22 protein-coding genes are annotated in these 22,131 nt (G+C 50.7%); all 22 read left to right on the forward strand.

From position 1 onward, the window contains the following. The first annotated feature begins 4 nt into the window (after positions 1 to 4). The 22 genes from FZ040_RS00360 to hutW all read left to right on the forward strand — a co-directional run bounded on the left by FZ040_RS00360 (position 5) and on the right by hutW (position 22,117). On the forward strand, positions 5 to 1,210 hold the full coding sequence (locus FZ040_RS00360; protein WP_149170171.1) for an acetylornithine transaminase: 1,206 nt from the start codon (positions 5 to 7) through the stop codon (positions 1,208 to 1,210). 110 nt (positions 1,211 to 1,320) lie between these two features. Next, positions 1,321 to 2,250, forward strand: a complete 930-nt coding sequence (gene argF, locus FZ040_RS00365; protein WP_149170172.1) for an ornithine carbamoyltransferase — start codon at positions 1,321 to 1,323, stop codon at positions 2,248 to 2,250. Between the two features lie 54 nt (positions 2,251 to 2,304). Beyond that, positions 2,305 to 3,522: an argininosuccinate synthase gene (locus FZ040_RS00370; RefSeq protein ID WP_149170173.1), complete on the forward strand. Its 1,218-nt coding sequence runs from the start codon at positions 2,305 to 2,307 to the stop codon at positions 3,520 to 3,522. Next, positions 3,519 to 4,946, forward strand: a complete 1,428-nt coding sequence (gene argH, locus FZ040_RS00375; protein WP_149170174.1) for an argininosuccinate lyase — start codon at positions 3,519 to 3,521, stop codon at positions 4,944 to 4,946. Before FZ040_RS00370 ends, argH begins: the two co-directional genes overlap by 4 nt. A gap of 101 nt (positions 4,947 to 5,047) precedes the next feature. Next, positions 5,048 to 5,236 (forward strand): hypothetical protein, encoded by a 189-nt coding sequence (locus FZ040_RS00380; RefSeq protein ID WP_149170175.1) that lies wholly within the window; start codon positions 5,048 to 5,050, stop codon positions 5,234 to 5,236. Next, a complete protein-coding gene (locus FZ040_RS00385) occupies positions 5,233 to 6,042 on the forward strand; it encodes an HAD family hydrolase (RefSeq protein WP_149170176.1) in 810 nt (269 codons plus the stop codon). Before FZ040_RS00380 ends, FZ040_RS00385 begins: the two co-directional genes overlap by 4 nt. An 11-nt stretch (positions 6,043 to 6,053) precedes the next feature. Beyond that, positions 6,054 to 6,986, forward strand: coding sequence for a ComEC/Rec2 family competence protein (locus tag FZ040_RS00390; protein ID WP_149170177.1), 933 nt, complete (start codon positions 6,054 to 6,056; stop codon positions 6,984 to 6,986). Then, entirely contained in the window at positions 6,983 to 7,183 is a 201-nt protein-coding gene (locus tag FZ040_RS00395) for a DUF3006 domain-containing protein (RefSeq protein WP_149170178.1), read from the forward strand. Before FZ040_RS00390 ends, FZ040_RS00395 begins: the two co-directional genes overlap by 4 nt. Positions 7,184 to 7,206: 23 nt before the next feature. Next, a complete protein-coding gene (locus FZ040_RS00400; protein ID WP_149170179.1) occupies positions 7,207 to 8,262 on the forward strand; it encodes an N-acetylmuramoyl-L-alanine amidase family protein in 1,056 nt (351 codons plus the stop codon). A 25-nt stretch (positions 8,263 to 8,287) separates the two neighbouring features. Beyond that, complete coding sequence (locus FZ040_RS00405) at positions 8,288 to 8,878, forward strand: GerMN domain-containing protein (RefSeq protein ID WP_149170180.1); 591 nt, start codon at positions 8,288 to 8,290, stop codon at positions 8,876 to 8,878. Between the two features lie 158 nt (positions 8,879 to 9,036). Further along, complete coding sequence (gene tig, locus FZ040_RS00410; RefSeq protein WP_149170181.1) at positions 9,037 to 10,326, forward strand: trigger factor; 1,290 nt, start codon at positions 9,037 to 9,039, stop codon at positions 10,324 to 10,326. A gap of 26 nt (positions 10,327 to 10,352) precedes the next feature. Beyond that, on the forward strand, positions 10,353 to 10,964 hold the full coding sequence (gene clpP, locus FZ040_RS00415; protein WP_149170182.1) for an ATP-dependent Clp endopeptidase proteolytic subunit ClpP: 612 nt from the start codon (positions 10,353 to 10,355) through the stop codon (positions 10,962 to 10,964). Positions 10,965 to 10,973: 9 nt separating this feature from the next. Beyond that, positions 10,974 to 12,239, forward strand: a complete 1,266-nt coding sequence (clpX, locus tag FZ040_RS00420; RefSeq protein ID WP_149170183.1) for an ATP-dependent Clp protease ATP-binding subunit ClpX — start codon at positions 10,974 to 10,976, stop codon at positions 12,237 to 12,239. A 100-nt stretch (positions 12,240 to 12,339) separates the two neighbouring features. Beyond that, positions 12,340 to 14,646 (forward strand): endopeptidase La, encoded by a 2,307-nt coding sequence (gene lon / locus FZ040_RS00425; protein WP_149170184.1) that lies wholly within the window; start codon positions 12,340 to 12,342, stop codon positions 14,644 to 14,646. 89 nt (positions 14,647 to 14,735) lie between these two features. After that, a complete protein-coding gene (yihA, locus tag FZ040_RS00430) occupies positions 14,736 to 15,362 on the forward strand; it encodes a ribosome biogenesis GTP-binding protein YihA/YsxC (RefSeq protein ID WP_149170185.1) in 627 nt (208 codons plus the stop codon). 55 nt (positions 15,363 to 15,417) lie between these two features. Next, the gene (ahbA, locus tag FZ040_RS00435; protein WP_149170186.1) at positions 15,418 to 15,876 is read left to right on the forward strand and encodes a siroheme decarboxylase subunit alpha; all 459 of its coding nucleotides are present in this window, start codon (positions 15,418 to 15,420) and stop codon (positions 15,874 to 15,876) included. Between the two features lie 21 nt (positions 15,877 to 15,897). Continuing rightward, positions 15,898 to 16,383 carry a siroheme decarboxylase subunit beta gene (ahbB, locus tag FZ040_RS00440; protein WP_149170187.1) on the forward strand — a complete coding sequence of 162 codons (486 nt, stop codon included), beginning with the start codon at positions 15,898 to 15,900 and terminating at the stop codon, positions 16,381 to 16,383. 164 nt (positions 16,384 to 16,547) lie between these two features. Next, entirely contained in the window at positions 16,548 to 18,644 is a 2,097-nt protein-coding gene (locus tag FZ040_RS00445; protein WP_255448681.1) for a TonB-dependent receptor, read from the forward strand. Between the two features lie 21 nt (positions 18,645 to 18,665). After that, positions 18,666 to 19,271 carry a MotA/TolQ/ExbB proton channel family protein gene (locus tag FZ040_RS00450; protein ID WP_255448682.1) on the forward strand — a complete coding sequence of 202 codons (606 nt, stop codon included), beginning with the start codon at positions 18,666 to 18,668 and terminating at the stop codon, positions 19,269 to 19,271. After that, entirely contained in the window at positions 19,261 to 19,665 is a 405-nt protein-coding gene (locus FZ040_RS00455; protein ID WP_149170189.1) for an ExbD/TolR family protein, read from the forward strand. Before FZ040_RS00450 ends, FZ040_RS00455 begins: the two co-directional genes overlap by 11 nt. Before the next feature lie 15 nt (positions 19,666 to 19,680). After that, complete coding sequence (locus FZ040_RS00460) at positions 19,681 to 20,490, forward strand: energy transducer TonB (protein WP_149170190.1); 810 nt, start codon at positions 19,681 to 19,683, stop codon at positions 20,488 to 20,490. Between the two features lie 34 nt (positions 20,491 to 20,524). After that, the gene (gene hutW / locus FZ040_RS00465) at positions 20,525 to 22,117 is read left to right on the forward strand and encodes a heme anaerobic degradation radical SAM methyltransferase ChuW/HutW (RefSeq protein ID WP_187620179.1); all 1,593 of its coding nucleotides are present in this window, start codon (positions 20,525 to 20,527) and stop codon (positions 22,115 to 22,117) included. Positions 22,118 to 22,131 lie beyond the last annotated feature (14 nt).

Genomic DNA, 22,131 nt, shown 5'->3' on the forward strand with positions numbered 1-22,131 from the left:
TATCATGAAAGAAACCGACCAGCTTATTTTTTCGGAAGACAAGGATAATTATCTTCCGGTCTTTAACCGTTATAAGATTGTCCTCGACCATGGCAACGGTGTATACGCTTGGGATAACAATGGCAAGAAATATATCGATTTTCTCGGCGGCATTGCCGTCAACGTCCTGGGACATAATTATCAGCCACTCGTTCAGGCGGTGGCCGAGCAGGCTGGCAAGCTGATTCACTGCTCGAATCTCTACTACACGCAGCCGCAGGCAGATGCTGCCAGCAAATTGGTTAAATTGAGCGGCTTGGGCAAAGCCTTTTTCGGCAATTCCGGTGCGGAGGCAAATGAAGGTGCAATTAAGATTGCCCGCAAATATGCGCATAGCATAAATTCCGAGAAGTCGCAGATTATTACGGCTTGGGACAGCTTCCATGGGCGTACGATTGCCACGCTTACGGCTACCGGCCAGCCTCATTACCATGAGGGTGTCGGGCCGCTGCCGGAAGGCTTTGATTATGTCCATTACAACGATATCGATGAGCTCGAGTCCATGATGAGCGACAAGACGGCGGCAGTCATGCTCGAGACTATCCAGGGTGAGGGCGGCGTCCATACGCCGGACGGCGATTATCTGAAAAAAGTTCGCGAGCTTTGCGATAAGTATCAGGCTTTGCTGATTTTTGATGAAATCCAGGCAGGTATCGGCCGTACGGGCAAGTTCTTCGCTTATGAAAAATACGGCGTCAAACCGGATATTGTCACGCTGGCCAAAGGGCTTGCTGGCGGCGTTCCCATCGGTGCGTTTATCGTAACCGATGAAGTTGCCAAAGCCTTCAAGCCGGGCGACCATGGCACGACGTTTGGCGGCAATCCGCTGGCATGCGCCGCTGCCAATGTAGTGCTCGATACGGTGCCGAAAGCGGATTTCCTTCAGCAGGTTGAGGAAGTCGGCAGCTACTTCAAGGGCAAGCTCGAAGCACTGATGAAAAAATATCCAGCCTTAATCAAGGATGTCCGCGGTACCGGATTGATTTTGGGCGCGGAGCTTTCCAGTCCGGAACACGGCCGCGATATCGTCAATGGCTGCCTTGCGAAGGGCGCAATCATCAACTGCACCGCCGGTAAAGTGCTCCGGTTCATTCCGCCGCTTATCATTACGAAGGCACAGGTGGATGAGGTAATGAATATTCTCGATGAAGTTGTGAGTCAATATGCATAATTCTTGTATATGTATACAAAATATTTGCAGTTTCCTCTTCACAAGCAAAAAACAAAGTGTTATAATATGCAATAGTGACGGACATGAGTTACAGTAACGGAGGTTGAAGTATGCTGAAAGGAAAAGATATGTTATCCATCCACGACTTATCGGTGGATGAAGTGCAGGAAATCCTGACACTGGCAAAAGAGCTCAAGGCCAAACAGAAAGCAGGCGTTGAACATCATCTGCTTAAAGGCAAGACCTTGGGAATGATTTTTGAAAAATCCTCGACGCGTACACGAGTTTCCTTCGAGACTGGCATGTATCAGCTGGGCGGTCAGGCATTGTTCCTCTCCAACCGCGATCTGCAGCTGGGGCGCGGTGAACCCATCAAGGATACAGCCCGCGTGCTTTCCCGCTATCTCGATGGCATTATGATTCGCACGTTTGGTCATGACCGCGTAGAGGAATTAGCCCAGTGGGCGGATATCCCCGTTATCAATGCGCTGACGGATCTTTTGCATCCCTGCCAGGTGCTCACCGATCTTTTGACGATTCAGGAGCACAAGGGCAAGAATCTCAAGGGGCTTAAGATGGCCTACGTCGGCGATGGCAACAATATGACCAACTCGTATATGTATGGCTGTGCTAAGGCTGGTATGACCTTTGTAGCAGCGACGCCGGAGGATTATCGTCCGGATGAGACGGTCATGAAGAACGCCATCGAAGATGCCAAACAGACTGGCGCTTCTATTTCGGTCATCACGGACCCGCAGGAAGCTGTCAAGGGGGCAGACATCGTTGTTACTGACACCTGGGCCAGCATGGGACAGGAAGACGAGCACGAGGCACGCAAGAAAATCTTTGCTCCGTATCAGGTCAACAAAGAATTGATGGCGCTGGCCGATAAACGGGCTATCGTCATGCACTGCCTGCCGGCATACCGCGGGGAGGAAATCACGGAGGAGGTTCTCGAAGCAAATGCCGATGTCATCTTTGACGAGGCAGAGAACCGCCTGCACACGCAGAAGGCTATCATGGCACTCACGATGTGCTGATACTCTTATAAAGCTTTAGGTATATTGAATGTAAAGGAAAAGAGGTAAATTTCTATGGCTAAGAAACAGATTAAGAAAGTCGTACTGGCTTATTCCGGTGGTCTTGACACCTCCGTTATCATTCCCTGGCTCAAAGAAAACTATGATGGCTGCGAAGTTATCGCTGCTTGTGCTGACATCGGCCAGGGCGATGAGCTCGATGCTGTTCATGATAAAGCGCTGGCATCTGGTGCATCCAAGGTCTATATCTGTGATTTAACCGAGGAGTTCCTGACGGGCTATGTGTGGCCGACGCTTAAGGCTGGTGCAGTATATGAGGATAAATATCTGCTCGGCACGTCGTTCGCTCGTCCGATTATCGCCAAAAAGCTGGTTGAAATTGCGAAAAAAGAGGGCGCAGATGCCATTGCGCATGGTGCTACGGGCAAAGGCAACGACCAGGTTCGTTTTGAACTGACGGTCAAGGCACTGGCTCCGAATATCACGCTGATTGCGCCGTGGCGTGAGTGGGATCTTGACTCCCGCAGCGCAGAGATTGAGTATGCCAAGAAACATGGTATTCCCATCGCAACGGATAACAAGAAATATTCGATGGACCGCAATATCTGGCATCTGTCCCATGAAGGTTCCGATCTTGAGGACCCGGCTAACGAGCCGGACAGCAGCATGCTATTGATTTCCAAACCGGTTGAGGAAGCTCCGGATAAAGCCGAGTATGTCACCATCGATTTCGAAAAAGGTGAGCCGGTGGCGGTAAACGGTGAGAAACTCGGGGCAGTGGAACTGCTGACGAAACTCAATGAGATTGGTGCACGCAACGGTGTTGGCGTTGTCGATATCTGCGAGAACCGTCTCGTTGGCATGAAGTCGCGTGGCGTTTATGAGAATCCGGGCGGAGCACTGCTCTACTATGCACATCGTGAACTCGAGTATCTCTGCCTTGACCGTCAGACCTATCATTATAAACAGCAGGTTGGCATCCGCTATGCAGAGCTCGTTTACGATGGCATGTGGTTCTGCCAGCTGCGCGAGGCGCTCGATGCGTTTGTTAACAGCACGCAGCAGACGGTAACGGGTTCGGTCAAACTGAAACTCTACAAGGGCAACATCATGTCTGCCGGCAGCAAGAGCCCGTATTCCCTGTACAGCCAGGAGTTTGTAACGTTCGAGCATGACGATGTTTACAACCAGGCCGATGCTACGGGCTTCATCAACCTCTTTGGCCTGCCGCTCAAGGTACGTGCGCTCATGCAGGAGAAAACAGGAAAATGAGCGAGGCAATGTGGGGAGGCCGGTTCACGAAGACCACCGATGAGATGATCAACGAGTTCCAGGCGTCCATAGGCTTCGACAAGAGAATGTATCACGAGGATATCGCGGGCAGCATCGCACATGCAACGATGCTGGCCAAGGCCGGTATCATTTCGGTGGATGATAAGGATAAGATTATCGCTGGCCTCAAGGATATTTTGGCGCAGATTGAAAACGGGGAATTTGACTTTTCCGTTGACCTTGAAGATATCCACATGAATATCGAAAAGCGTCTGACCGATGCTATCGGTGAGGCTGGCGGCCGTCTTCATACGGCCCGCAGCCGCAACGACCAGGTTGCACTGGACACGCATATGTATGTGCGCCGTCAGGTGGTGGAGGTCCAGAAAGAAATCCAGAACCTGCAGCAGGCACTCGTTGAGACGGCGGAAAAATATGGCGATGTCATCATGCCGGGTTACACCCATTTGCAGCGGGCACAGCCCATCCTGTTTGCGCATCATCTGATGGCATATTTTGGAATGCTTTCGCGTGACTTTGCCAGATTTGAGGGCGTCTATAAGCGGGCAGACATCATGCCGCTCGGTGCGGGTGCACTGGCAGGCACGACGTTCCCGATTGACCGCGAGTTCGTAGCAAAACAGCTGAACTTCGAGGCGATTTATAACAACAGCCTCGATGCCGTAAGCGACCGCGATTACATCATGGAATTTTTGAGCGCGGCTTCCATTCTGATGGTTCATCTGTCGCGTTTGTCGGAGGAGACAATCCTCTGGTGCAGCCGTGAGTTCTCGTTTGTAGAGCTTGACGATGCCCATTGCACGGGCTCGTCGATGATGCCGCAGAAGAAGAACCCCGATGTATCGGAATTGGTGCGCGGCAAGACCGGCCGTGTCATTGGTCATCTGATGGCCATGCTGACGACGGTCAAAGGCCTGCCGCTGGCTTATAACAAAGACCTTCAGGAAGACAAAGAGGGGATCTTTGATGCCATCGACACCGTGAAGTTCAGCCTGGCTGTCTATGCGCAGCTGATTCGCGGCATGAAGGTCCGCAAGGAAGTCATGATGACGGCCGTGGCGGAGGATTTCTCCAATGCTACGGATTTGGCCGACTATCTGGTCAAGAAGGGCATGCCGTTCCGTCAGGCACATGCGGTGTCCGGTACGGCGGTTCATAATTGCATTGCCCAGGGGAAATACCTGAAGGATATGACGCTTGAGGAGTTCAAAGAACTTTCCCCATTATTTGAAGCAGACATCCAGGAGGCTATCAGCCCGGAGACTTGTGTCAAGAATCGCAATTCTTTTGGCGGAACTTCCTATCAGCAGGTTGAACTGCAGCTAAAGGCAGCCAAGGAGCTGCTTGCGGCCGAGCATAAAATCTGTGACGCTGCGGAAAAGGTGCAGGTCAACGTGCAGTAATCATGCCTTGAAGGCATAAATAAATCTTGAAGGAGACTCTGATTTTTAGTAGTATAGAGGTATATGTACTTCTATATTTCTAAAGATTGGAGTCTTTTTTGATGGATTGGTTGCATAAAGCGGTAAAGCCCATGGATGTTCTGATTGCGGCAGTTGGCTTGTACGTGTTCCTGTTCGGTATCAATTACAATGACATGTCAATCATTGACACAGCCTATGCTGTTTCGTTTGGAATTTGGGGTGTACTGTTTATCGTTCGCTGCTATATCTGTTGGAAAGGTTCAAAATGACAAAAGCTGTATTTTTCGATATCGATGGAACGCTTATCAACATTCACCGCGGGCAGACCAGTCTGACGGAGCCGGTGAAAAAAGCCATCCGTGCGCTGCGGAAGGCGGGCCATCATACGTTTATTGCGTCGGGGCGTCCCTGGGCGTACCTGGCAAAAGAGCTTACAACGTCCGGCTTGTTTGATGGTTTTGTACTGCTCAATGGCGCTGTGGTGCTGCTGGATGGCAAGGTAATATTCCGCAAGGACTTGCCTTTAGAAGTCGTTCGCGCTATTGTAAAGAGAGCAGAGGAATGTGGTGTCGAGTATATCCTCGAAAGCAATCCGTCGGTATATCTGAAACGGGAATACAAAGCCCTCGAAGAAGTGTATACGTCGATTGACATCGGTTTGGAGGATTTTGTGCGCGATTATGATGAGAGCCTTGCAGGATTGCAGATTGGCAAGATTGAATTCCTGTCTGAGACGCCAAACGCTGGCGGTCTTTTTCACGAGCTGCTGGCCTGGCCGGGGCTCACGGGACTTATTGACCCGACGCTGCTAAAATACATGGAACTTTATTCGGCCGATATATCCAAGGGCACTGGAATTCTTGAGGCATTAAAATACCTGGGGATTCCTGTGGAAGAAAGCTATGCGTTTGGCGATGGCTTAAATGATTTGGAAATGATGGATACCGTCGGCACGAGTCTGGTTATGGGCAATGCTGGCAATGAACTCAAGGCAAAGGCAGATTATGTGCTGCCAAGCGTTGATGAAGATGGTGTAGCGGATGGGATATACCGTTACATCCTAAAGACAATCTGAGGTGGTTTTTCATGCGAAAAAAAATAGGAATGATATTGGGCGCGGTCCTGCTCGTGGCGGCTCTGCTGGCAGGCTGTGGGAAGGCTCCCGCCGATACCGCTGCCAGCAGTCAGCCGGCTGCCGGGACGACGGCCGCGGCTCAGGGAAATCTGGTCGTCAAGATGCTCAACGTCGGACAGGGCGATGCAATCTTGATACAGACGCCAGCGCAGACCGTGCTGATTGATACCAGCGATCTTGATGAGCGCGATAAGCTGCGGCAGGAGCTCAAAAAGGCCGGTGTCACGAAAATCGATAAGGTGATTTTGACTCATCCGCATGCCGACCATATCGGCGGCATGGAAGTGGTGCTCAGTGAGTTCGAGGTAAAAGAAGTCTATGACAACGGCATGCCGTCCACGTCGAAGATTTATCTTGGCTATATGAAGCAGCTCAAGGCCAAGGGGATTGCGCATAAGGCGCTCAAAGCCGGTGATGTATTAGACTTTGGCGGCGGGGCAAGCTTCCATGTCTACGCACCGACGGAATCACATCAGCAGGAAGGCCGTCAGAAGGGCTATAAGCATGACCCGAATAACGAGTCGGTTGTCGGCAAGCTGGTTTTTGGCGAGTTTGCCATGATGTTCACGGGCGATGCGGAGAAGAAAGAAGAGGAGCCGATTGTCGGAGGCTTTGGCGGCGAGCTGAAAGCGCAGGTCTTAAAAGCTGGCCATCATGGCAGCAAGACGTCGTCTTCCAAAGAATTCTTGCGGGCTGTCCAGCCGGAAACGGCCTTGATTTCCTGCGGGGCAGGCAATGACTACGGGCATCCGCATAAGGAAACGATGAAGAAATACAAAGCCCTTCATCTCAAGATTTTCGAAACGGACAAGAATGGAACGATAACCGTTTCAACGGATGGCAAGACGTACACGGTTACGCCGGAACAGGGGGAACAGCAATGATTTCTGCCTATATCGACCGTCTCGAGGGGGACTTAGCGGTTCTCCTGCTGGGCGACGAAATGAAAAAAGTCAATTTTCCTGTTTGCTTTTTGCCGGCTGACGTTGGCGAAGGAGATTATCTGAAATTGGATATTTCCTACGATAAAGAAGCAACCGAGCAGGCAGAACAGGAAGCTTTGGATTTATTGAAAGAGTAAGGATCATGAGGAGGAACCATTTCATGAAGATGCTATTCCGCTGGGCAAGTTTGGCGGGGGCGGTCATCCTGGCCGCATTGGTGTTTTTGCCAGGGTGTACAGAGGCGGCCCGGCATGTACGGAACCATGAGCTCAATTATTTCCAGACGTCAAATGTCAAAGTAGATGGCCGGGATGCGCTGCGCATCGAAATCGGCATGGATAACGACAAGCTCGAGTATGAGACCAGCGTCAAGCCTTATGCCGAAACGCAGCTCATTGTTGATTTGCAGAATACGAAGCCCGGCGAACTCCGCAAGACGATTTCGCTCAAGAGCAAGCTGGCTACGAAGGTTCGCATTGCTGAGCTGCAGCGCAATCACACCCAAATCCGGATTGACTTTTCCAATCCGGCCGTAAAAGATAATTACCGGATTTATACGCTGGAGCGCGACCGCAAGGCGAAGAAGCCGTACCGTCTCGTCATCGACGTGCTGGATAATGGAGCGGCAGGCGGCAAAGTGACTGGGATAGCTGGCCGCACGATTGTACTAGATGCCGGTCATGGCGGCACGGACAGCGGCGCCGTTGGCCCGACTGGTGTCATGGAAAAAAATGTTACGCTGGCTGTGACCAAGAAGGTTGAGTCGATTCTTAAAAATTCCGGTGCCCGGGTGGTTATGACGCGCACCCGCGATGTTGATGTCTATGGGCCAAATGATACGGCCAGACAGGAATTGCAGGCACGCTGCAACGTATCAAACTTTGACCCGTCGTCGGAGCTTTTCGTGTCGATTCACTGCAATTCGTTTTCGAGCCAGGAGGCCAAGGGTATGGAAACCTATTATTATGCTTCCTCGTCCCGTGGCAAGCGGCTGGCAACGCTGCTGAATGAGGAGCTGGAGAAAGCCGGCGGCCTTTTGAACCGTGGCGTCAAAACCGCAAATTTTTATGTCATAAAACATACCAACGTGCCGGCGTCGCTGATTGAACTTGGCTTTATCTCAAATTACCGGGAAGAGCGGCTGCTCAATACCGATAGTTATCAGCAAAAACTTGCTGGTGCCGTGGCACGGGCAATTGCACGGTTTTTCAACTAAAAGATGATGGACATGAGGTGATAAAATGAAACGATTACGAGTTATCCTGCTGGCTGTATTAGCGCTGACGCTTTTGGTGACGGCAGGCTGTGACCCAAACAATGAGAAGGGAACGCCGGGCGGAACGTCGGCAGCCGTAAGCGGGAACAGCGGAACGTCGGCAGGCAGTGCGGCATCTTCTTCGGGAACGCAAACGGCTTCGAAAAAAATGAACATCAAAGTATATTACCCGGATGAGCAGGGAATGAAGCTTATCGCTGTAAAACGCACGATAAAAAGCGATGACGCCGGCAAGTACGCCGAAGCCATGAAGTCGCTGCTTCAGGGGCCAAAGGATAAAGGGCAGATTGCCGTCATCCCGAAACAGGCAAAACTCCGCAGTGTAAAGGTGAAAGACGATGTTGCCTATGTGGATTTTAGCCAGGATTTGGTGAAACAGTTCACGGGCGGTTCTACGGGGGAAGAAATGCTGGTTGGTTCCGTTGTCAACACGCTTACCGATTTCCCGGAAATCAAGAAAGTCCAGATTCTTGTCGAAGGGAAAAAAATCGAAACGCTGGCTGGCCACATGGACCTTTCTGCACCGATTGCCCGGATGGCAAACCTGTTGAAGTAAAACTTGATATTTTGACTTTTCCGATGGATACGCGCAGAAAACCTTGTCTTTCTGCGCGTTTTATGTTAAGATGACAAGAGTATGGCATACTAGAGCCTAGAGTGGCCTGGTGGTGTCACTACCTAAGAAACAGATATTACAGGAGGTCATTTCAGACAATGAAAGTTACGGTTGAGAATGGTGAGAACCAGCAGGTTACTCTGACGATTGAGGTTGAAGCAGCAGAGGTTTCCAAGGCAGTTGAGCGTGCATGCAAACGCCTGGCTAACCGTGTAAATATCCCGGGTTTCCGTAAAGGCAAAGCTCCGCGCATGATCGTTGAGCGCCACGTTGGTAAAGATGCAGTAATGCAGGAAGCTTTCGATCTCGTAGCTCCGAAAGCATTCGGCGATGCTCTGGAAGAGCAGAAAATCGATCCGGTTACCCGTCCGAACATTGATATCGTTACCCTCGAAGAGGGCAAAGACCTCGTTTTCAAGGCTACGGTTACGCCGCGTCCGGAAGTAAAACTGGGCGAGTATAAAGGCCTCAAAGTTGAGAAGGCTGCTGTAGAGATTAAAGATGAAGACGTTGAGAAACAGCTCAAGAACTTCCAGGATCGTCAGGGCAAGATGGTTGACGCTCCGGAAGGCGCTGCTGTTGCTGATGGCGACTTCACGACGCTCGATTTCGAGGGCTTTGTTGATGGCGAAGCTTTCGAGGGCGGCAAAGGCACGGATTACCCGCTGCAGATTGGTTCCGGCAGCTTCATCCCAGGCTTCGAGGAGCAGCTGATTGGCGCTAAGATTGGCGAAGAAAAAGAAGTAAATGTCAAGTTCCCGGAAGAATACCATGCAAAAGAACTCGCTGGCAAAGATGCTACGTTCAAATGCACGGTCCGCAGCATCAAACAGAAAGAGCTGCCGGCTATCGATGACGAACTCGCTAAGAAAGTAAGCACGTTCGAGACGCTCGACGAGCTCAAAGCGGACATCCGCAAGAACCTGCAGGAAAACGCTGAACGCAAAGCAGAAAACGACCAGAAGAGCGCTGCTATCGAGCAGGCTACGAACAACATCACGGTTGATATCCCGGCTGTCATGATTGACAACCGCGTAACGTCCATGATTCAGGAAATGGCTATGCGCCTTGAGCAGCAGGGCATGAAGCTCGAGCAGTATCTGCAGTATGCTGGCACGGACATCGCTAAGATCCGTGAGGACTATCGTGAGACGGCTGAGAAGAACGTTAAGACGGATCTCATGCTGGAAGAAGTTGCTAAGGCTGAGGAAATCAAAGTCGAGGCCAAAGATTTGGATGCTGAGGTTGCTGCTATGGCAGCTGCTTATGGCGCTACGCCGCAGCAGGTCCAGAAAATCATCAAGGAGCAGGGCCGCATCGGTGATCTGGCTGCTTCCGTTCTCCGCAAGAAAACGGCACAGTTCATTATCGACAACATTGCTGAATAAGCAGCCCTGATAATGGGGGTATTTCAATGAGTTATGTACCTATGGTCGTAGAACAGTCCAGTCGCGGGGAGCGCGCTTATGATATTTATTCGCGCCTGCTCAAAGACCGCATCATTTTCCTGGGCGGTCCGATTGATGACAATGTAGCCAATGTAGTGGTGGCACAGCTCCTGTTCCTGGAGTCTGAGGACCCGGATAAGGACATCTACCTCTACATCAACAGTCCGGGCGGCGTTGTCACGGCTGGTTTGGCTATCTACGATACCATGCAGTATATCAAACCGGATGTATCGACCATCTGCATCGGTCAAGCAGCCAGCATGGGCTCGCTGCTCTTGACGGCAGGTGCCAAGGGCAAGCGTTTTGCCCTGCCGAATTCGCGTATTATGATTCATCAGCCGCTTGGCGGTGCGCAGGGCCAGTCGACGGATATCCAGATTCAGGCCCGCGAAATCCAGCGCATCCGCGATGTCATCAACGATATCATCGTGAATGCTACGGGTAAATCGGTTGAAGAGGTTAATGAAGATACGGAACGCGATAATTTCATGACGGCTGAAGAAGCTAAGGCTTATGGTCTCGTTGATGAAGTTATTGTTCGTCCCAAGAAGAGCAAAAAATCGGAATCTAAGGATTAAGGGGGTGGCATGTTGAAGTTTGGGGATGAAAAAGGTCAGCTCAAGTGCTCGTTCTGCGGTAAGACGCAGGAGCAGGTGCGTAAGCTGGTTGCTGGTCCGGGCGTCTACATCTGCGATGAGTGTATTGAACTCTGCAATGAAATCATTGAAGAGGAATTCAGCGAAGATGTAGAGGTAGAACTTAAGGACGTCCCAAAACCGAAGGACATCCGTGCTACCCTTGACCAGTATGTAATTGGACAGGATGAGGCCAAAAAGAGCCTGGCTGTTGCTGTCTACAACCATTACAAACGAGTGACTATGGGGTCGCCCAAAAGCGAAGATGTTGAACTGCAGAAGTCCAATATCCTCATGCTGGGGCCGACCGGCAGCGGTAAAACGCTGCTGGCTCAGACGCTGGCTCGTATCCTGAATGTTCCGTTTGCCATAGCCGATGCTACGTCACTTACCGAAGCCGGCTATGTAGGCGAGGACGTAGAGAATATTCTCTTGAAACTCATTCAGGCTGCGGATTATGATGTGGAAAAGGCTGAGCGTGGTATTATCTACATCGATGAAATCGACAAGATTGCCCGCAAGTCGGAAAATCCGTCGATTACCCGCGATGTATCGGGTGAGGGCGTACAGCAGGCACTGCTGAAAATCCTCGAAGGTACGACGGCTTCAGTTCCGCCGCAGGGCGGCCGCAAGCATCCGCATCAGGAGTTAATCCAGATTGATACGACGAACATTCTCTTTATCTGCGGTGGTGCCTTTGATGGCATTGAGAAGGTTATCGAGGCTCGCCTCGGACAGAAGCAGATGGGATTCGGTGCGGATATCAAGTCCAAGCGCAAGCGCAGTGTAGGCGACAGCCTGCGGAAGCTCCTGCCAGAGGATTTGCTGAAACACGGTCTTATCCCGGAGTTTATCGGCCGTCTTCCGGTTGTTGTTACGCTGGAATCGCTGGATGAAGACGCGCTGGTCAGCATTTTGACGAAACCGAAGAATGCACTGGTGAAACAGTACCAGAAGCTTCTTGACATGGATGGCGTCAAATTGGAATTTGATGACGATGCTCTTCGCCAGATTGCCAAGGAAGCGCTTAAGCGCAAGACTGGTGCCCGCGGCCTTCGCTCAATCATCGAAGCCATCATGCGCAACGTAATGTATGATGTGCCGTCGATTGAGGGCGTAACGGCTTGCCGCGTGACGAAAGATGTCGTTACCACCAAGAAAGACCCTGTACTGACTGTGGCGAAAAAAGCAAAGGTCAGCGAAGAGGAAACTGCCTGATGGCAGCTTAATAAAACGAGGCGCTGCTATGGCAGCGCCTTGTTCATTTTGAAAACAATAGGATGTAAGGATGGAAAATATCGAACAAGGAGGGATAAATATGACGCAAACACGTACCTTGCCATTACTGCCGCTGCGCGGCATGATGGTTTTTCCCTACATGATGATTCATCTCGATGTAGGCAGGGAACGTTCGATGGCGGCGCTGGAGCAGGCTATGGTAGAAGATCGGGAAATCTTCTTGACTGCCCAGCTGGACGCCGAGACGGATAAACCGGGACTTTCCGATATCTATACGGTCGGCACGGTGGCAGAAATCCGCCAGCTGGTAAAAATGCCGGGCGAAAGTGTCCGCGTTCTCGTGGAAGGACAACATCGCGCGATTATCCGCGACTACCGTGAGACCGAAACGTATGCGGAAGTTGATGTCGAAGAATTCAAAGATAAGATTGACACTTCGATGAAGATGGAAGCGTTGAACCGCGCCGTGGTTCATCAGTTTGAAGAATGGGTCAAGCTGTCGAAGAAGATTCCACCTGAGACGCTGGTATCGGTAGCTATTATCGATGATGCCGGCCGCCTCGCTGACCTTATCGCCAGCCATCTAAACCTCAAATTGGAAGTCCGCCAGGAGCTTCTGGGCGCAGTCGATATCAAAGAGCGTCTGGAAAAACTCTATGAGGTATTGACCCGTGAATTGGAAATCCTTCAGCTCGAGCATAAAATCGGCCGCAAGGTCCGCAAGCAGATGGATAAAATCCAAAAGGACTATTATCTGCGCGAACAGATTAAGGCAATCCGTGATGAGTTGGGCGATAAAGACGGCAAGACCGCCGATATTGAAAACGCCAAAGCCAAGCTCGCGGAGGGGGATTATCCCGATGAGGTCCGCAAGGTCGTCGAGCGGGAAATCAATCGTCTCGATGGCATGAGCGGCATGAATGCTGAAAATAACGTCATCCGCAACTATGTGGATTGGCTGCTGGAACTTCCCTGGCGCAAAGAGTCGGAAGACACGATGGACATCAAAAAGGCCCAGAAAATCCTGGATAATGACCACTATGGCTTGAAGAAAGTCAAAGACCGTATCCTCGATTATCTGGCCGTTCACCAGCTGGCCAAGGATAAGAGTGCACCGATTCTCTGCCTGGTTGGTCCGCCGGGCGTAGGTAAGACTTCGCTGGCTTCTTCGGTGGCAAGAGCTACGGGCCGCAAGTTTGTCCGCGCGTCCCTCGGCGGCATTCGCGATGAAGCCGAGATTCGCGGTCATCGCCGGACGTATATCGGTGCAATGCCGGGACGCATTATCGAAGGCATCCGCAACGTGGGGACCCGCAATCCGGTGTTCCTGCTCGATGAGGTCGATAAAATCAACATGGATTACCATGGCGATCCGTCGGCGGCACTGCTTGAGGTGCTCGACCCGGCGCAAAACTCGACCTTTAGCGACCACTATATCGAGGTGCCCTTTGATCTATCCAAAGTCATGTGGATTGTCACTGCCAACAATTTGGGCAATATTCCGCGTCCGCTTCGCGACCGCATGGAAATCATCCAGCTTTCAAGCTATACGGAGATGGAAAAACTGGAAATTGCCAAGCGCTATCTCGTAGCGCGTCAGCGGGAACAGAATGGACTCAAGGCTAAGGATATCCATTTTGGTGCCGGCGTGCTGGCCAAGATCATCCAGGATTACACCAAGGAATCCGGCGTCCGTGAACTCGAGCGCGTTATCGGACAGGTATGCCGCAAGGCTGCCCGCAAGATTGTCGAAGGGGAAGAAGCGCCGATTAAGGTCTCCAAGAAGAATCTCACGGACTTCCTCGGCAAAGTCAAATTCGTTGACAGCAAGGCCAATAAAAAACCACAGGTCGGTGTCGTAACGGGCATGGCCTGGACTGAAGTGGGCGGAACGATTCTGCCTACGGAAGTCTCGGTACTCAAAGGCAAGGGGAAATTGATTCTGACCGGTCAGCTCGGCGATGTCATGCAGGAATCGGCCCAGGCCGGCCTTACCTACATCCGGAGCTGTTCCGATAAGCTGAAGCTTCCGGAAGATTTCTATGAAAAAGAAGATATTCATATCCATCTGCCGGAAGGGGCAATTCCAAAAGATGGACCGTCCGCTGGTATTACGATGGCAACCGCCATGGTTTCTGCTTTGACGGGCCGCAAGGTCCGCAGTGATGTGGCCATGACTGGTGAAATTACCCTGCGGGGAACCGTCCTGCCGATTGGTGGACTCAAGGAGAAGGTCCTGGCTGCCTATCGTGAGGGCATGAAGACCATTATCCTGCCGAAGGATAATGAACGGGATATCGAGGATATTCCGGAATCTGTCCGGGAAAAACTGGAATTTGTTCCAGTTGAGACGATGGACCAGGTATTAAAGACTGCATTGATGTAAAAAGAAAAGCCGACCCCGGGGATGCAGGGCATTCCGCGCCTGCTGGCGTCCCTTCGGGGGCGGCTTTTTTCGCTAAGGAGATGAAAAAAATGGCCAAAGACCGTGTAATCATAACGCAGGGAAAATATGTAGCTTCGGCGGTAAAGCCAGAGCAGTATCCGGAGAATGACCTGCCGGAAATCGTTTTTATCGGGCGTTCCAATGTCGGCAAATCGTCGCTTATCAATTCGCTTACCCGTGTCAACAATCTGGCGCGGGTGTCGTCACAGCCGGGCAAGACGCAGACCATCAACTTCTTTGAAGTCGGTGTCAAGATTGAAGAGGTAGAGGGACGCAAGGCGTTTTATCTTGTGGATTTGCCGGGGTATGGCTATGCCAAGACCGGCAAGGAGAAGCGCAAGATTTGGTCGAAGTTCATCGAAGAATACTTCCTGACTTCGCCGCGGCTTCAATTCGTCTGCCAGCTCATCGATATCCGTCATGACCCGATGGCCTCGGATGTCGAGATGTTCGAGTGGCTGGTGAAGAACAATATTCCCGTGCTTATTGTGGCAACGAAAGCAGACAAGATTGGCAAGAATGCCCGCCAGAAAAATATTGCGGCAATCAAACGAAAGCTCGGGATTGCCGAGGTGCCGGTGCTGCCGTATTCGTCTTTAAAAAATGAAGGGCGTTCAGATTTGCTTGACGTTATCGGGGATAGTTTGGTAGAATAAGAGTAAAGAAATGTGAATCCGATTCACATCTATCAGATTGAACGGGAGGTATACCATGACAGAGCTTACGTCGTTTGACAAATCTTTACTCAACCTTTTGCAGGGAAATCTGCCGGTATGCAGCCATCCGTTTGCCGTGTTGGCCGAGCAGCTCGGAGCGGATGAGCAGACGGTTTTAACTCGGCTCCAGCATTTGAAGCAGGAGGGATACCTGCGCCGTATCGGAACGTTTTTCAATTCCAATAAGCTCGGGTATAAGGGAACTTTGGTTGCCTTGCGCGTGGACCCTGCTTATATGGATTCCGTGGCTGAAGCCATCAATCAATATCCGGGCGCTACGCATAACTATGAGCGCGAGGGACGTTATAATCTGTGGTTTACCTTACTGACGCCGAATCTCAAAACCGAGAAGGAGATTCTCGATGAGGTCGAGGCTCTCCCAGGTGTGGAAGACTTGCTTAATCTGAAGGCAAATAAGAAATACAAAATCAACGTGCAGTTCAAACTGCATTGAGGGGATATTGGGGTAAGAGAAATGGCACAAGAAGTTGCAATGACAGAATTGGATAAGAAAGTCATCCGGGCGCTTCAGGGAGATTTTCCTTTGGTGTCCGATCCTTATCAAGTGCTGGCGGATCAGGTAGGTATCTCAAAAGAAGACTTCCTGGCGTGCGTGAAAAAAATGGAAGAAAGTAACGTCATTCGCAAGATGGGGGCGGTACTCCGTCATCGGGAAGTGGGATTCCGTGCCAATGTTTTAGTAGCATGGGCTGTTCCCACTGAGCAGCTGGATGAGATTGCTGAGAAAATGGCGGCAAGTCCATCGGTATCTCACTGCTATGACCGCAACACGGCACCGGACTGGCCGTATAATCTCTATACGATGGTTCATGGGCACAGCCGGGAAGAATGTGAACGCATTGTCGAAGAACTTGGGCAAGAATGCGGCGTTACCGAGCATACCATGTTATATTCCAAAAAGGAATGGAAAAAGACTTCGATGAAGTACTTTTGTGAATAATAATGCATAAACAATTAAGAGACGGAAACGTCTCTTTTTTTTGTTTACATATTGACAATGATAATCAATGTTGATAATATAATTGACGTGCTATCGATAATGATTATCAACTACGAATGGTATTCAAAAATGAACGCTATTCACTTTTGGAGGATGAGCAGAGGATGACAGGTAAAAGGAAGTTAATGTGGTTAGTTGCGTTAGGGATTTTAGCAAGCGGCAATATGTGGATGATTCCAGCGGAGAATATTGCTGAGGCAGCAGAAGGCAGTTCACCGACAAGTATTCGGCTAAACGACAGTTATGTGCGGCCGGATTATGTCGAGGTCGAAAAGCTTCGTGATACCAAGCAGATTATTGTTATCACGAAGAAAGAAATGGAGGAAAAAGGCTATAAGAGCATTTCGGACGTATTGAAGGACCAGCCCAGTATTAATGTGGGCGCTACGGGCTGGGGGCAAGTGGATATCCGGGGGCAGGGCAGTGAGCAGGCCACGCGCAATATTCAGGTTTTGGTCGATGGGGCGCCAATAACTACCATGGTCAATCATCCCTTGCCGAATAATTATGATTATGTTCCGGTAGAACAGATTGAGAAAATAGAAATTATCCCTGGTGGCGGTTCGGTTATCTACGGCAGCGGGGCGGCAGGGGGCGTGATTAATATTACCACGAACCTTCGCTCCTTGCAGAAGCCGCAGAGCAGTGTGACGTCGGAGTGGAATTCAGATGGTTATCGCAGCAGTTTGAACTATGGCACCAAGGCCGGGGAGAAAATGGCCGTGCAGGCGGGATATGCACGTTTGGATAGGGATTTGTTCTTTGTGAATACGTTCCGCAAAAGCAACTATGTTTATGGCGGTTTTCGCTATGATGCGGACAAGTCCCATAGCGTGGCTTTCCGTTACAGCCATCTGGATGAAGACAGCAAGTTCTTGCAAAATGTAAGCCGCTGGAAGATTGATGCCTATGGACATAATTATCGTCCCGATAAGGCGAGCGATTATTTAAATGGTGACCGGCTGCTGAATACTTACAATATGAGTTATAACCAGAATCTGGGGAAAAAATTCAAATACAGCGGTGATTTTTTCTATACGGATGGCTATTACACCAATACGAAATTTTTTGATGGCAAGATGAAAACTAAGTCCTATGGGTCCCGCATGCGTTGGGATTGGAATTATAGTCCGCGGGATTCACTGCTTATGGGCTTGGACCTTTTTGAACAGGAATCGCATCTGAAATATAAAACTTCTGCCAGCGGGAAATTGATGGACTTCAATTATGATAAAACGACAGAAGCACTGTATCTGCTCAACAAAATGAAAAGAGGCAGGCTGACTTATACCCAGGGCGTTCGCCGGGAGAAACTTATTTGGGAATTTGATAAGGACGGTGGAACAACTGCCCGTCCGATAGGCGGTGTGGATTCTTCCAATCGCTGGAATACCGCAGGCGAGCTTTCCGTAGGGTATCGTTATAACAAATTAGGCAAGCTGTTCCTGCGCTACGAGCGGGGGTATACGTCACCGGATGGGCTGCAAATCTGTGACGAGGTGTATTCGGACCGGAGCAAAAAAGTTTATGCGGCGACCAGTGCACAGGAAGAGCGATATGATTTATGGGAGATGGGCCTGCGGGACAAGTGGGGAGCGTCGACGGTCAGCGTGACGCTGTTTGCTTCGGAAACCAACAATGAGTTGGAACGTCCTTATTTTAAGGGAGCTTATGGTTGGGAGTATAAGACGTATAACATGTATAATACGAAACGCCGTGGCGTGGAGACGAGTCTTTCCCAACGGCTCGGCAAGTTGCGGGTGCAAGAGGGCTATACCTATCTGCATGGCGAGCGGAATTACACGGCTCAAGGCCGGGCTTTGATGGCGGCTCATGGGGCTGGCGAGATTGACTTTACGAATAGCGGGCTGAAAGCCGTGCCAAAACATAAAATCCTGTTGTCAGCCGATTACAAATTCAACAAGCAGTGGAGTGCAAATGCCAAATACACCTTCTTTGGCAAATATAACAACTTTATCAAGGAAGAAGACCGGCATGATGATGGCAACATTGTTCATTCCTATGGCTTGCTGGATTTGAGCTTTAAATTCCAGCAGAATAAAGATTTGATCTGGTATGGCGGTGTAACGAATGTATTGGGCAAAGATTATTATGAGTATGATTCTGCCGGTGGTAGTTTTGCAACGCTGGTTCCTGGTGCCGAACGCACTTATTTTGTGGGTATGAATTATAAATTTTAAGAACAGAAAGGAATTGTGATTATGGATTTTTTTGCATTGTTTCAAAAGGGCGGACTGGTTATGTATCCTATTATGCTGGCGTCCGTTATTGCCTTGACGATTGCGTTTGAACGATTTTTTTACTATCGGAAGGAAGCTTTGCATACGGAGGATTTTTCCAGCAAGATAAATAAGTGTCTGCTGGCTGGTGAACAGGAAAAGGCCGAGACGCTATGCCAGGAGGCAGGAGCGCCGGGAGAAGTACTGCTCACGGCAATGGCAGAGGAAAAATACGGCAAACGTGAGGAAGTTGTGTTAGCGGCCGCGAAGCGTAAAGCCTTGGAATTGCGCCAGTATTTGGAGTATTTGAGTGTTATTGTCACGATGGCGCCGCTTTTGGGGCTTTTAGGAACGGTGACGGGTATGATCCAGTCATTTTCGGTGCTTAATGTGGCAGATGGAGAACCCTTTGCTATTACCGGCGGCGTCGGCGAAGCGCTGGTCGCTACGGCGACAGGGCTGCTGGTAGCTATCATGGCCTTGTGCCTCTATGCGTATCTGTCTCATCGGGCCAATGCCATTATTGCAGATGTAGAATATGTATCCACCATGTATATAGCGGCTGGAGGGGAAGAAGATGCGTATTGATTTGACGGCGCGGGAGGAAAAACCGCGGCTGATGATTATTCCGATGATTGACATTATCTTTTTTTTGCTGGTGTTCTTCATGATGAGCATGCTCACGATGGTGGTGCAGAAAAGTGTGCCGCTGACCCTGCCACAAGCGAGTACCGCTAAAGTCAGCATGGTAGAAAATATTCCGGTTACCGTAACCGCGGATGGTGCTGTGTACTATGAACAGGAAAAGATGAGTCTGGCCGATTTGGAAGATCGACTTTGGAAGCAGAAACAGCAGGGAGAGGTTTCGATTATTTTGCGTGGCGACGCGTCGGCTGATTACGGCAAAGTGGTGCAGGTCATGGATATGATTAAGAATCTTGGCATCACCAAGGTTTATATCGCCACGGATACCAAAGGATAATGGGATGATAGCAGGATGAAAAAGCAAAGCTGGAATTATTATTTTGCAATGGCAGCCGGTACCCATGGACTGGTTTTGGCGCTGCTCGCTGTGGCGGGCCTTGGGTGGTTGTCTGGTGAACCGGAAGAACGGCCAGCGATTGAGGTAGGCTTTGTGGCTGAAGCTGCGGTTAATGGTATGGCTGGCGGTTCCAGTGGGGAAGAAGGCAATAAAAAGAGTCCTGGCCCCAAAATAAAGACGGCTTCGGTGGCAGCAGTAGAAAAATTGCAAAACCTGCGGGGGCATTCGCTGGAAAACGCTCAGAAGAGGCCGGATAAAATGACAGCCGCAGCTGCTGAAGCGGCTATTGCGGAGGCTGCGGCTGCCTTGGATGATGCTGGGGCTGAAGCAGGAACTGCAGAAGGGAAAAATGGTGCCGATTCTGCGGCGGGAACCAGTGGCGGCAGTGGTACTGCCGCTGGCACAGGTGGCAGTGGTGCTGGCCAGTCGTCGGGACTGGGGGACGGCTTTACCGCGAATGGGGATGGTACCTATACCGCCGCCAGTGCGGAGGGAATAAGTTATCAGGTGTTGCAGGATGCCAATGCAATATACCCTGAGGAGGCCCGCAGCATTGGATACAGTGAGGCAGTGGAAGTTGTGGCCAGAATCATGGTAGGGCTGGATGGCAGCGTGGAAAGTGTTACGATAGTAAGCAATCCGCCGCCGCTAGGCTTTCGGGAAGCGGCCCAGGAGGCATTGTGGAGCATGCGCTTTGCCCCCATTTATTATCAAGGGGTAAATATCCGGGTGCCGTTTGAAAAACACTTGATTTTTCAGCCATAACGGGATGAATCGTTGAAATAGGAGAATGAAGGTTATGAAGTTAGAACATTATCTGCAAGGGCTCAGTGCGGAGAAGCGGACTGTGCTGCTGGGGAGGGAAACAGCGGATCCCTTGCACGAAGCTTTTGCCAGTAAGCGAGTGGTACATGCCGGGCTGATGGGGGCACCGATTGAAAGGGAGGAGCAGCAGGAAGCTTACCAGAAAGCTTTGCAGGTTCCGGCCAATCGCAATCGTCAGCATGCGCTCTATGTCCATATTCCCTTTTGCCAGACGAAATGCCTTTATTGTGGCTTCTATCAGAATGCTAGCAAACAGGAAGTGGAAGATGCCTATGTAAAGAATCTGCTGAAGGAAATTGCTGCGGAGGCTGACAGTCCGCAGCTAAAGGGGACGCCGATTGATTGTGTCTTTATTGGCGGAGGGACGCCAACTTCCCTGTCAGCCGATAATGCGGCGGCGTTACTGCAGGCGATACAGAAGTCGTTTACGCTGGTGGAAAATTGTGAGGTCACTTTGGAGGGGCGCATTCACGATTTAGTACCAGAAAAGATTCATGCCTGGCTCGAAAACGGTGTCAATCGTATTTCGCTGGGAGTACAGTCTTTTGACACGATTTTGCGCCAGCGGCTCGGGCGTCTGGACACCCGGGAAGAAGTGCTCAGACGGATAAAGCTCTTGAAATCGTATGATGTAACAGTGATTGTCGACCTTATCTATGGGCTGCCAGGGCAGACGATGGAGCGGTGGATGGCTGATATAAAGACGTTGGCGGAAGCTGGAGTGGATGGCATGGACCTTTACCAGTTAAATATTTTTCCTGGGGGGCCACTGGCCAGAGCCGTGGAAAATGGGGCAGTGCCGCCTTGTGCCGATATTGCCGGGCAGGCAGATATGTATATTGCGGCGCGTGATTACCTTTTGGGCGAAGGTGTGGAGCGCCTGAGCTTGTGCCATTGGCGGCGCACGAAACGGGAGCGCAGCTTGTATAACAGCTTAGCTAAAGCTGGGGCCGATGTGTATGCCTTCGGCTGTGGGGCTGGCGGTCATTTCGGCGGCATCAGCTGGATGAATCAGCGGTTGTTACCAACATATCAGGAGGAAAGGGAAAAGGGCAGCAAGCCGATTATGATGGCTGGTCATCAGGTGGAGGCTCAGCTGGGGCAGATTTGTGACAACATTATCTGTGACCTGGAAAAAGGCTTTGTGGACTTCCGCCGGTTGGTGATTGCTGACAGCTGTTTGGAAGAATTGGAAACCGTGCTGGCGTTGTGGCAATCCCGAGGACTCCTCGTGGAGGATTTGGGCGTTTACCGTCTTACCAAGGCAGGAGAATTTTGGTATATCAGCCTGACGCAGAGCCTGGTGGAATGTGTGCAGGTGCTTTGGGAAAAAAAGGCGGAAGCACTGGCAGAAGAGCTGAACGGCAAGGTGGCAGATAATTTGGATGAAGTGCTGGCAGAGATGCTGCCAGAGGCTACGGCTGCCAGGCGGCAGGAACTGGCCGGAGAAATTCCGGTGGCAGTGCGAATGATGCTTCGTCATTCCAGCAAGGAAGCGTTACAGAAAATGTTGGCGGATATGCCTCAGGCGATGCGGGAAAAGATGCTGGCCAAGGCTGGCGTTTAATTTTTCTTTAGCTA

The sequence above is a fragment of the Pseudoselenomonas ruminis genome, assembly GCF_008271295.1.
GTDB lineage: Bacteria > Bacillota > Negativicutes > Selenomonadales > Selenomonadaceae > Selenomonas_A > Selenomonas_A ruminis.

Bases quoted from the DNA above. Each gene is read 5' to 3' on its own strand.
- FZ040_RS00360 (WP_149170171.1), top strand. From the start codon at position 5: ATGAAAGAAACCGACCAGCTTATTTTTTCGGAAGACAAGGATAATTAT.
- argF (WP_149170172.1), top strand. From the start codon at position 1,321: ATGCTGAAAGGAAAAGATATGTTATCCATCCACGACTTATCGGTGGAT.
- FZ040_RS00370 (WP_149170173.1), top strand. From the start codon at position 2,305: ATGGCTAAGAAACAGATTAAGAAAGTCGTACTGGCTTATTCCGGTGGT.
- argH (WP_149170174.1), top strand. From the start codon at position 3,519: ATGAGCGAGGCAATGTGGGGAGGCCGGTTCACGAAGACCACCGATGAG.
- FZ040_RS00380 (WP_149170175.1), top strand. From the start codon at position 5,048: ATGGATTGGTTGCATAAAGCGGTAAAGCCCATGGATGTTCTGATTGCG.
- FZ040_RS00385 (WP_149170176.1), top strand. From the start codon at position 5,233: ATGACAAAAGCTGTATTTTTCGATATCGATGGAACGCTTATCAACATT.
- FZ040_RS00390 (WP_149170177.1), top strand. From the start codon at position 6,054: ATGCGAAAAAAAATAGGAATGATATTGGGCGCGGTCCTGCTCGTGGCG.
- FZ040_RS00395 (WP_149170178.1), top strand. From the start codon at position 6,983: ATGATTTCTGCCTATATCGACCGTCTCGAGGGGGACTTAGCGGTTCTC.
- FZ040_RS00400 (WP_149170179.1), top strand. From the start codon at position 7,207: ATGAAGATGCTATTCCGCTGGGCAAGTTTGGCGGGGGCGGTCATCCTG.
- FZ040_RS00405 (WP_149170180.1), top strand. From the start codon at position 8,288: ATGAAACGATTACGAGTTATCCTGCTGGCTGTATTAGCGCTGACGCTT.
- tig (WP_149170181.1), top strand. From the start codon at position 9,037: ATGAAAGTTACGGTTGAGAATGGTGAGAACCAGCAGGTTACTCTGACG.
- clpP (WP_149170182.1), top strand. From the start codon at position 10,353: ATGAGTTATGTACCTATGGTCGTAGAACAGTCCAGTCGCGGGGAGCGC.
- clpX (WP_149170183.1), top strand. From the start codon at position 10,974: ATGTTGAAGTTTGGGGATGAAAAAGGTCAGCTCAAGTGCTCGTTCTGC.
- lon (WP_149170184.1), top strand. From the start codon at position 12,340: ATGACGCAAACACGTACCTTGCCATTACTGCCGCTGCGCGGCATGATG.
- yihA (WP_149170185.1), top strand. From the start codon at position 14,736: ATGGCCAAAGACCGTGTAATCATAACGCAGGGAAAATATGTAGCTTCG.
- ahbA (WP_149170186.1), top strand. From the start codon at position 15,418: ATGACAGAGCTTACGTCGTTTGACAAATCTTTACTCAACCTTTTGCAG.
- ahbB (WP_149170187.1), top strand. From the start codon at position 15,898: ATGGCACAAGAAGTTGCAATGACAGAATTGGATAAGAAAGTCATCCGG.
- FZ040_RS00445 (WP_255448681.1), top strand. From the start codon at position 16,548: ATGACAGGTAAAAGGAAGTTAATGTGGTTAGTTGCGTTAGGGATTTTA.
- FZ040_RS00450 (WP_255448682.1), top strand. From the start codon at position 18,666: ATGGATTTTTTTGCATTGTTTCAAAAGGGCGGACTGGTTATGTATCCT.
- FZ040_RS00455 (WP_149170189.1), top strand. From the start codon at position 19,261: ATGCGTATTGATTTGACGGCGCGGGAGGAAAAACCGCGGCTGATGATT.
- FZ040_RS00460 (WP_149170190.1), top strand. From the start codon at position 19,681: ATGAAAAAGCAAAGCTGGAATTATTATTTTGCAATGGCAGCCGGTACC.
- hutW (WP_187620179.1), top strand. From the start codon at position 20,525: ATGAAGTTAGAACATTATCTGCAAGGGCTCAGTGCGGAGAAGCGGACT.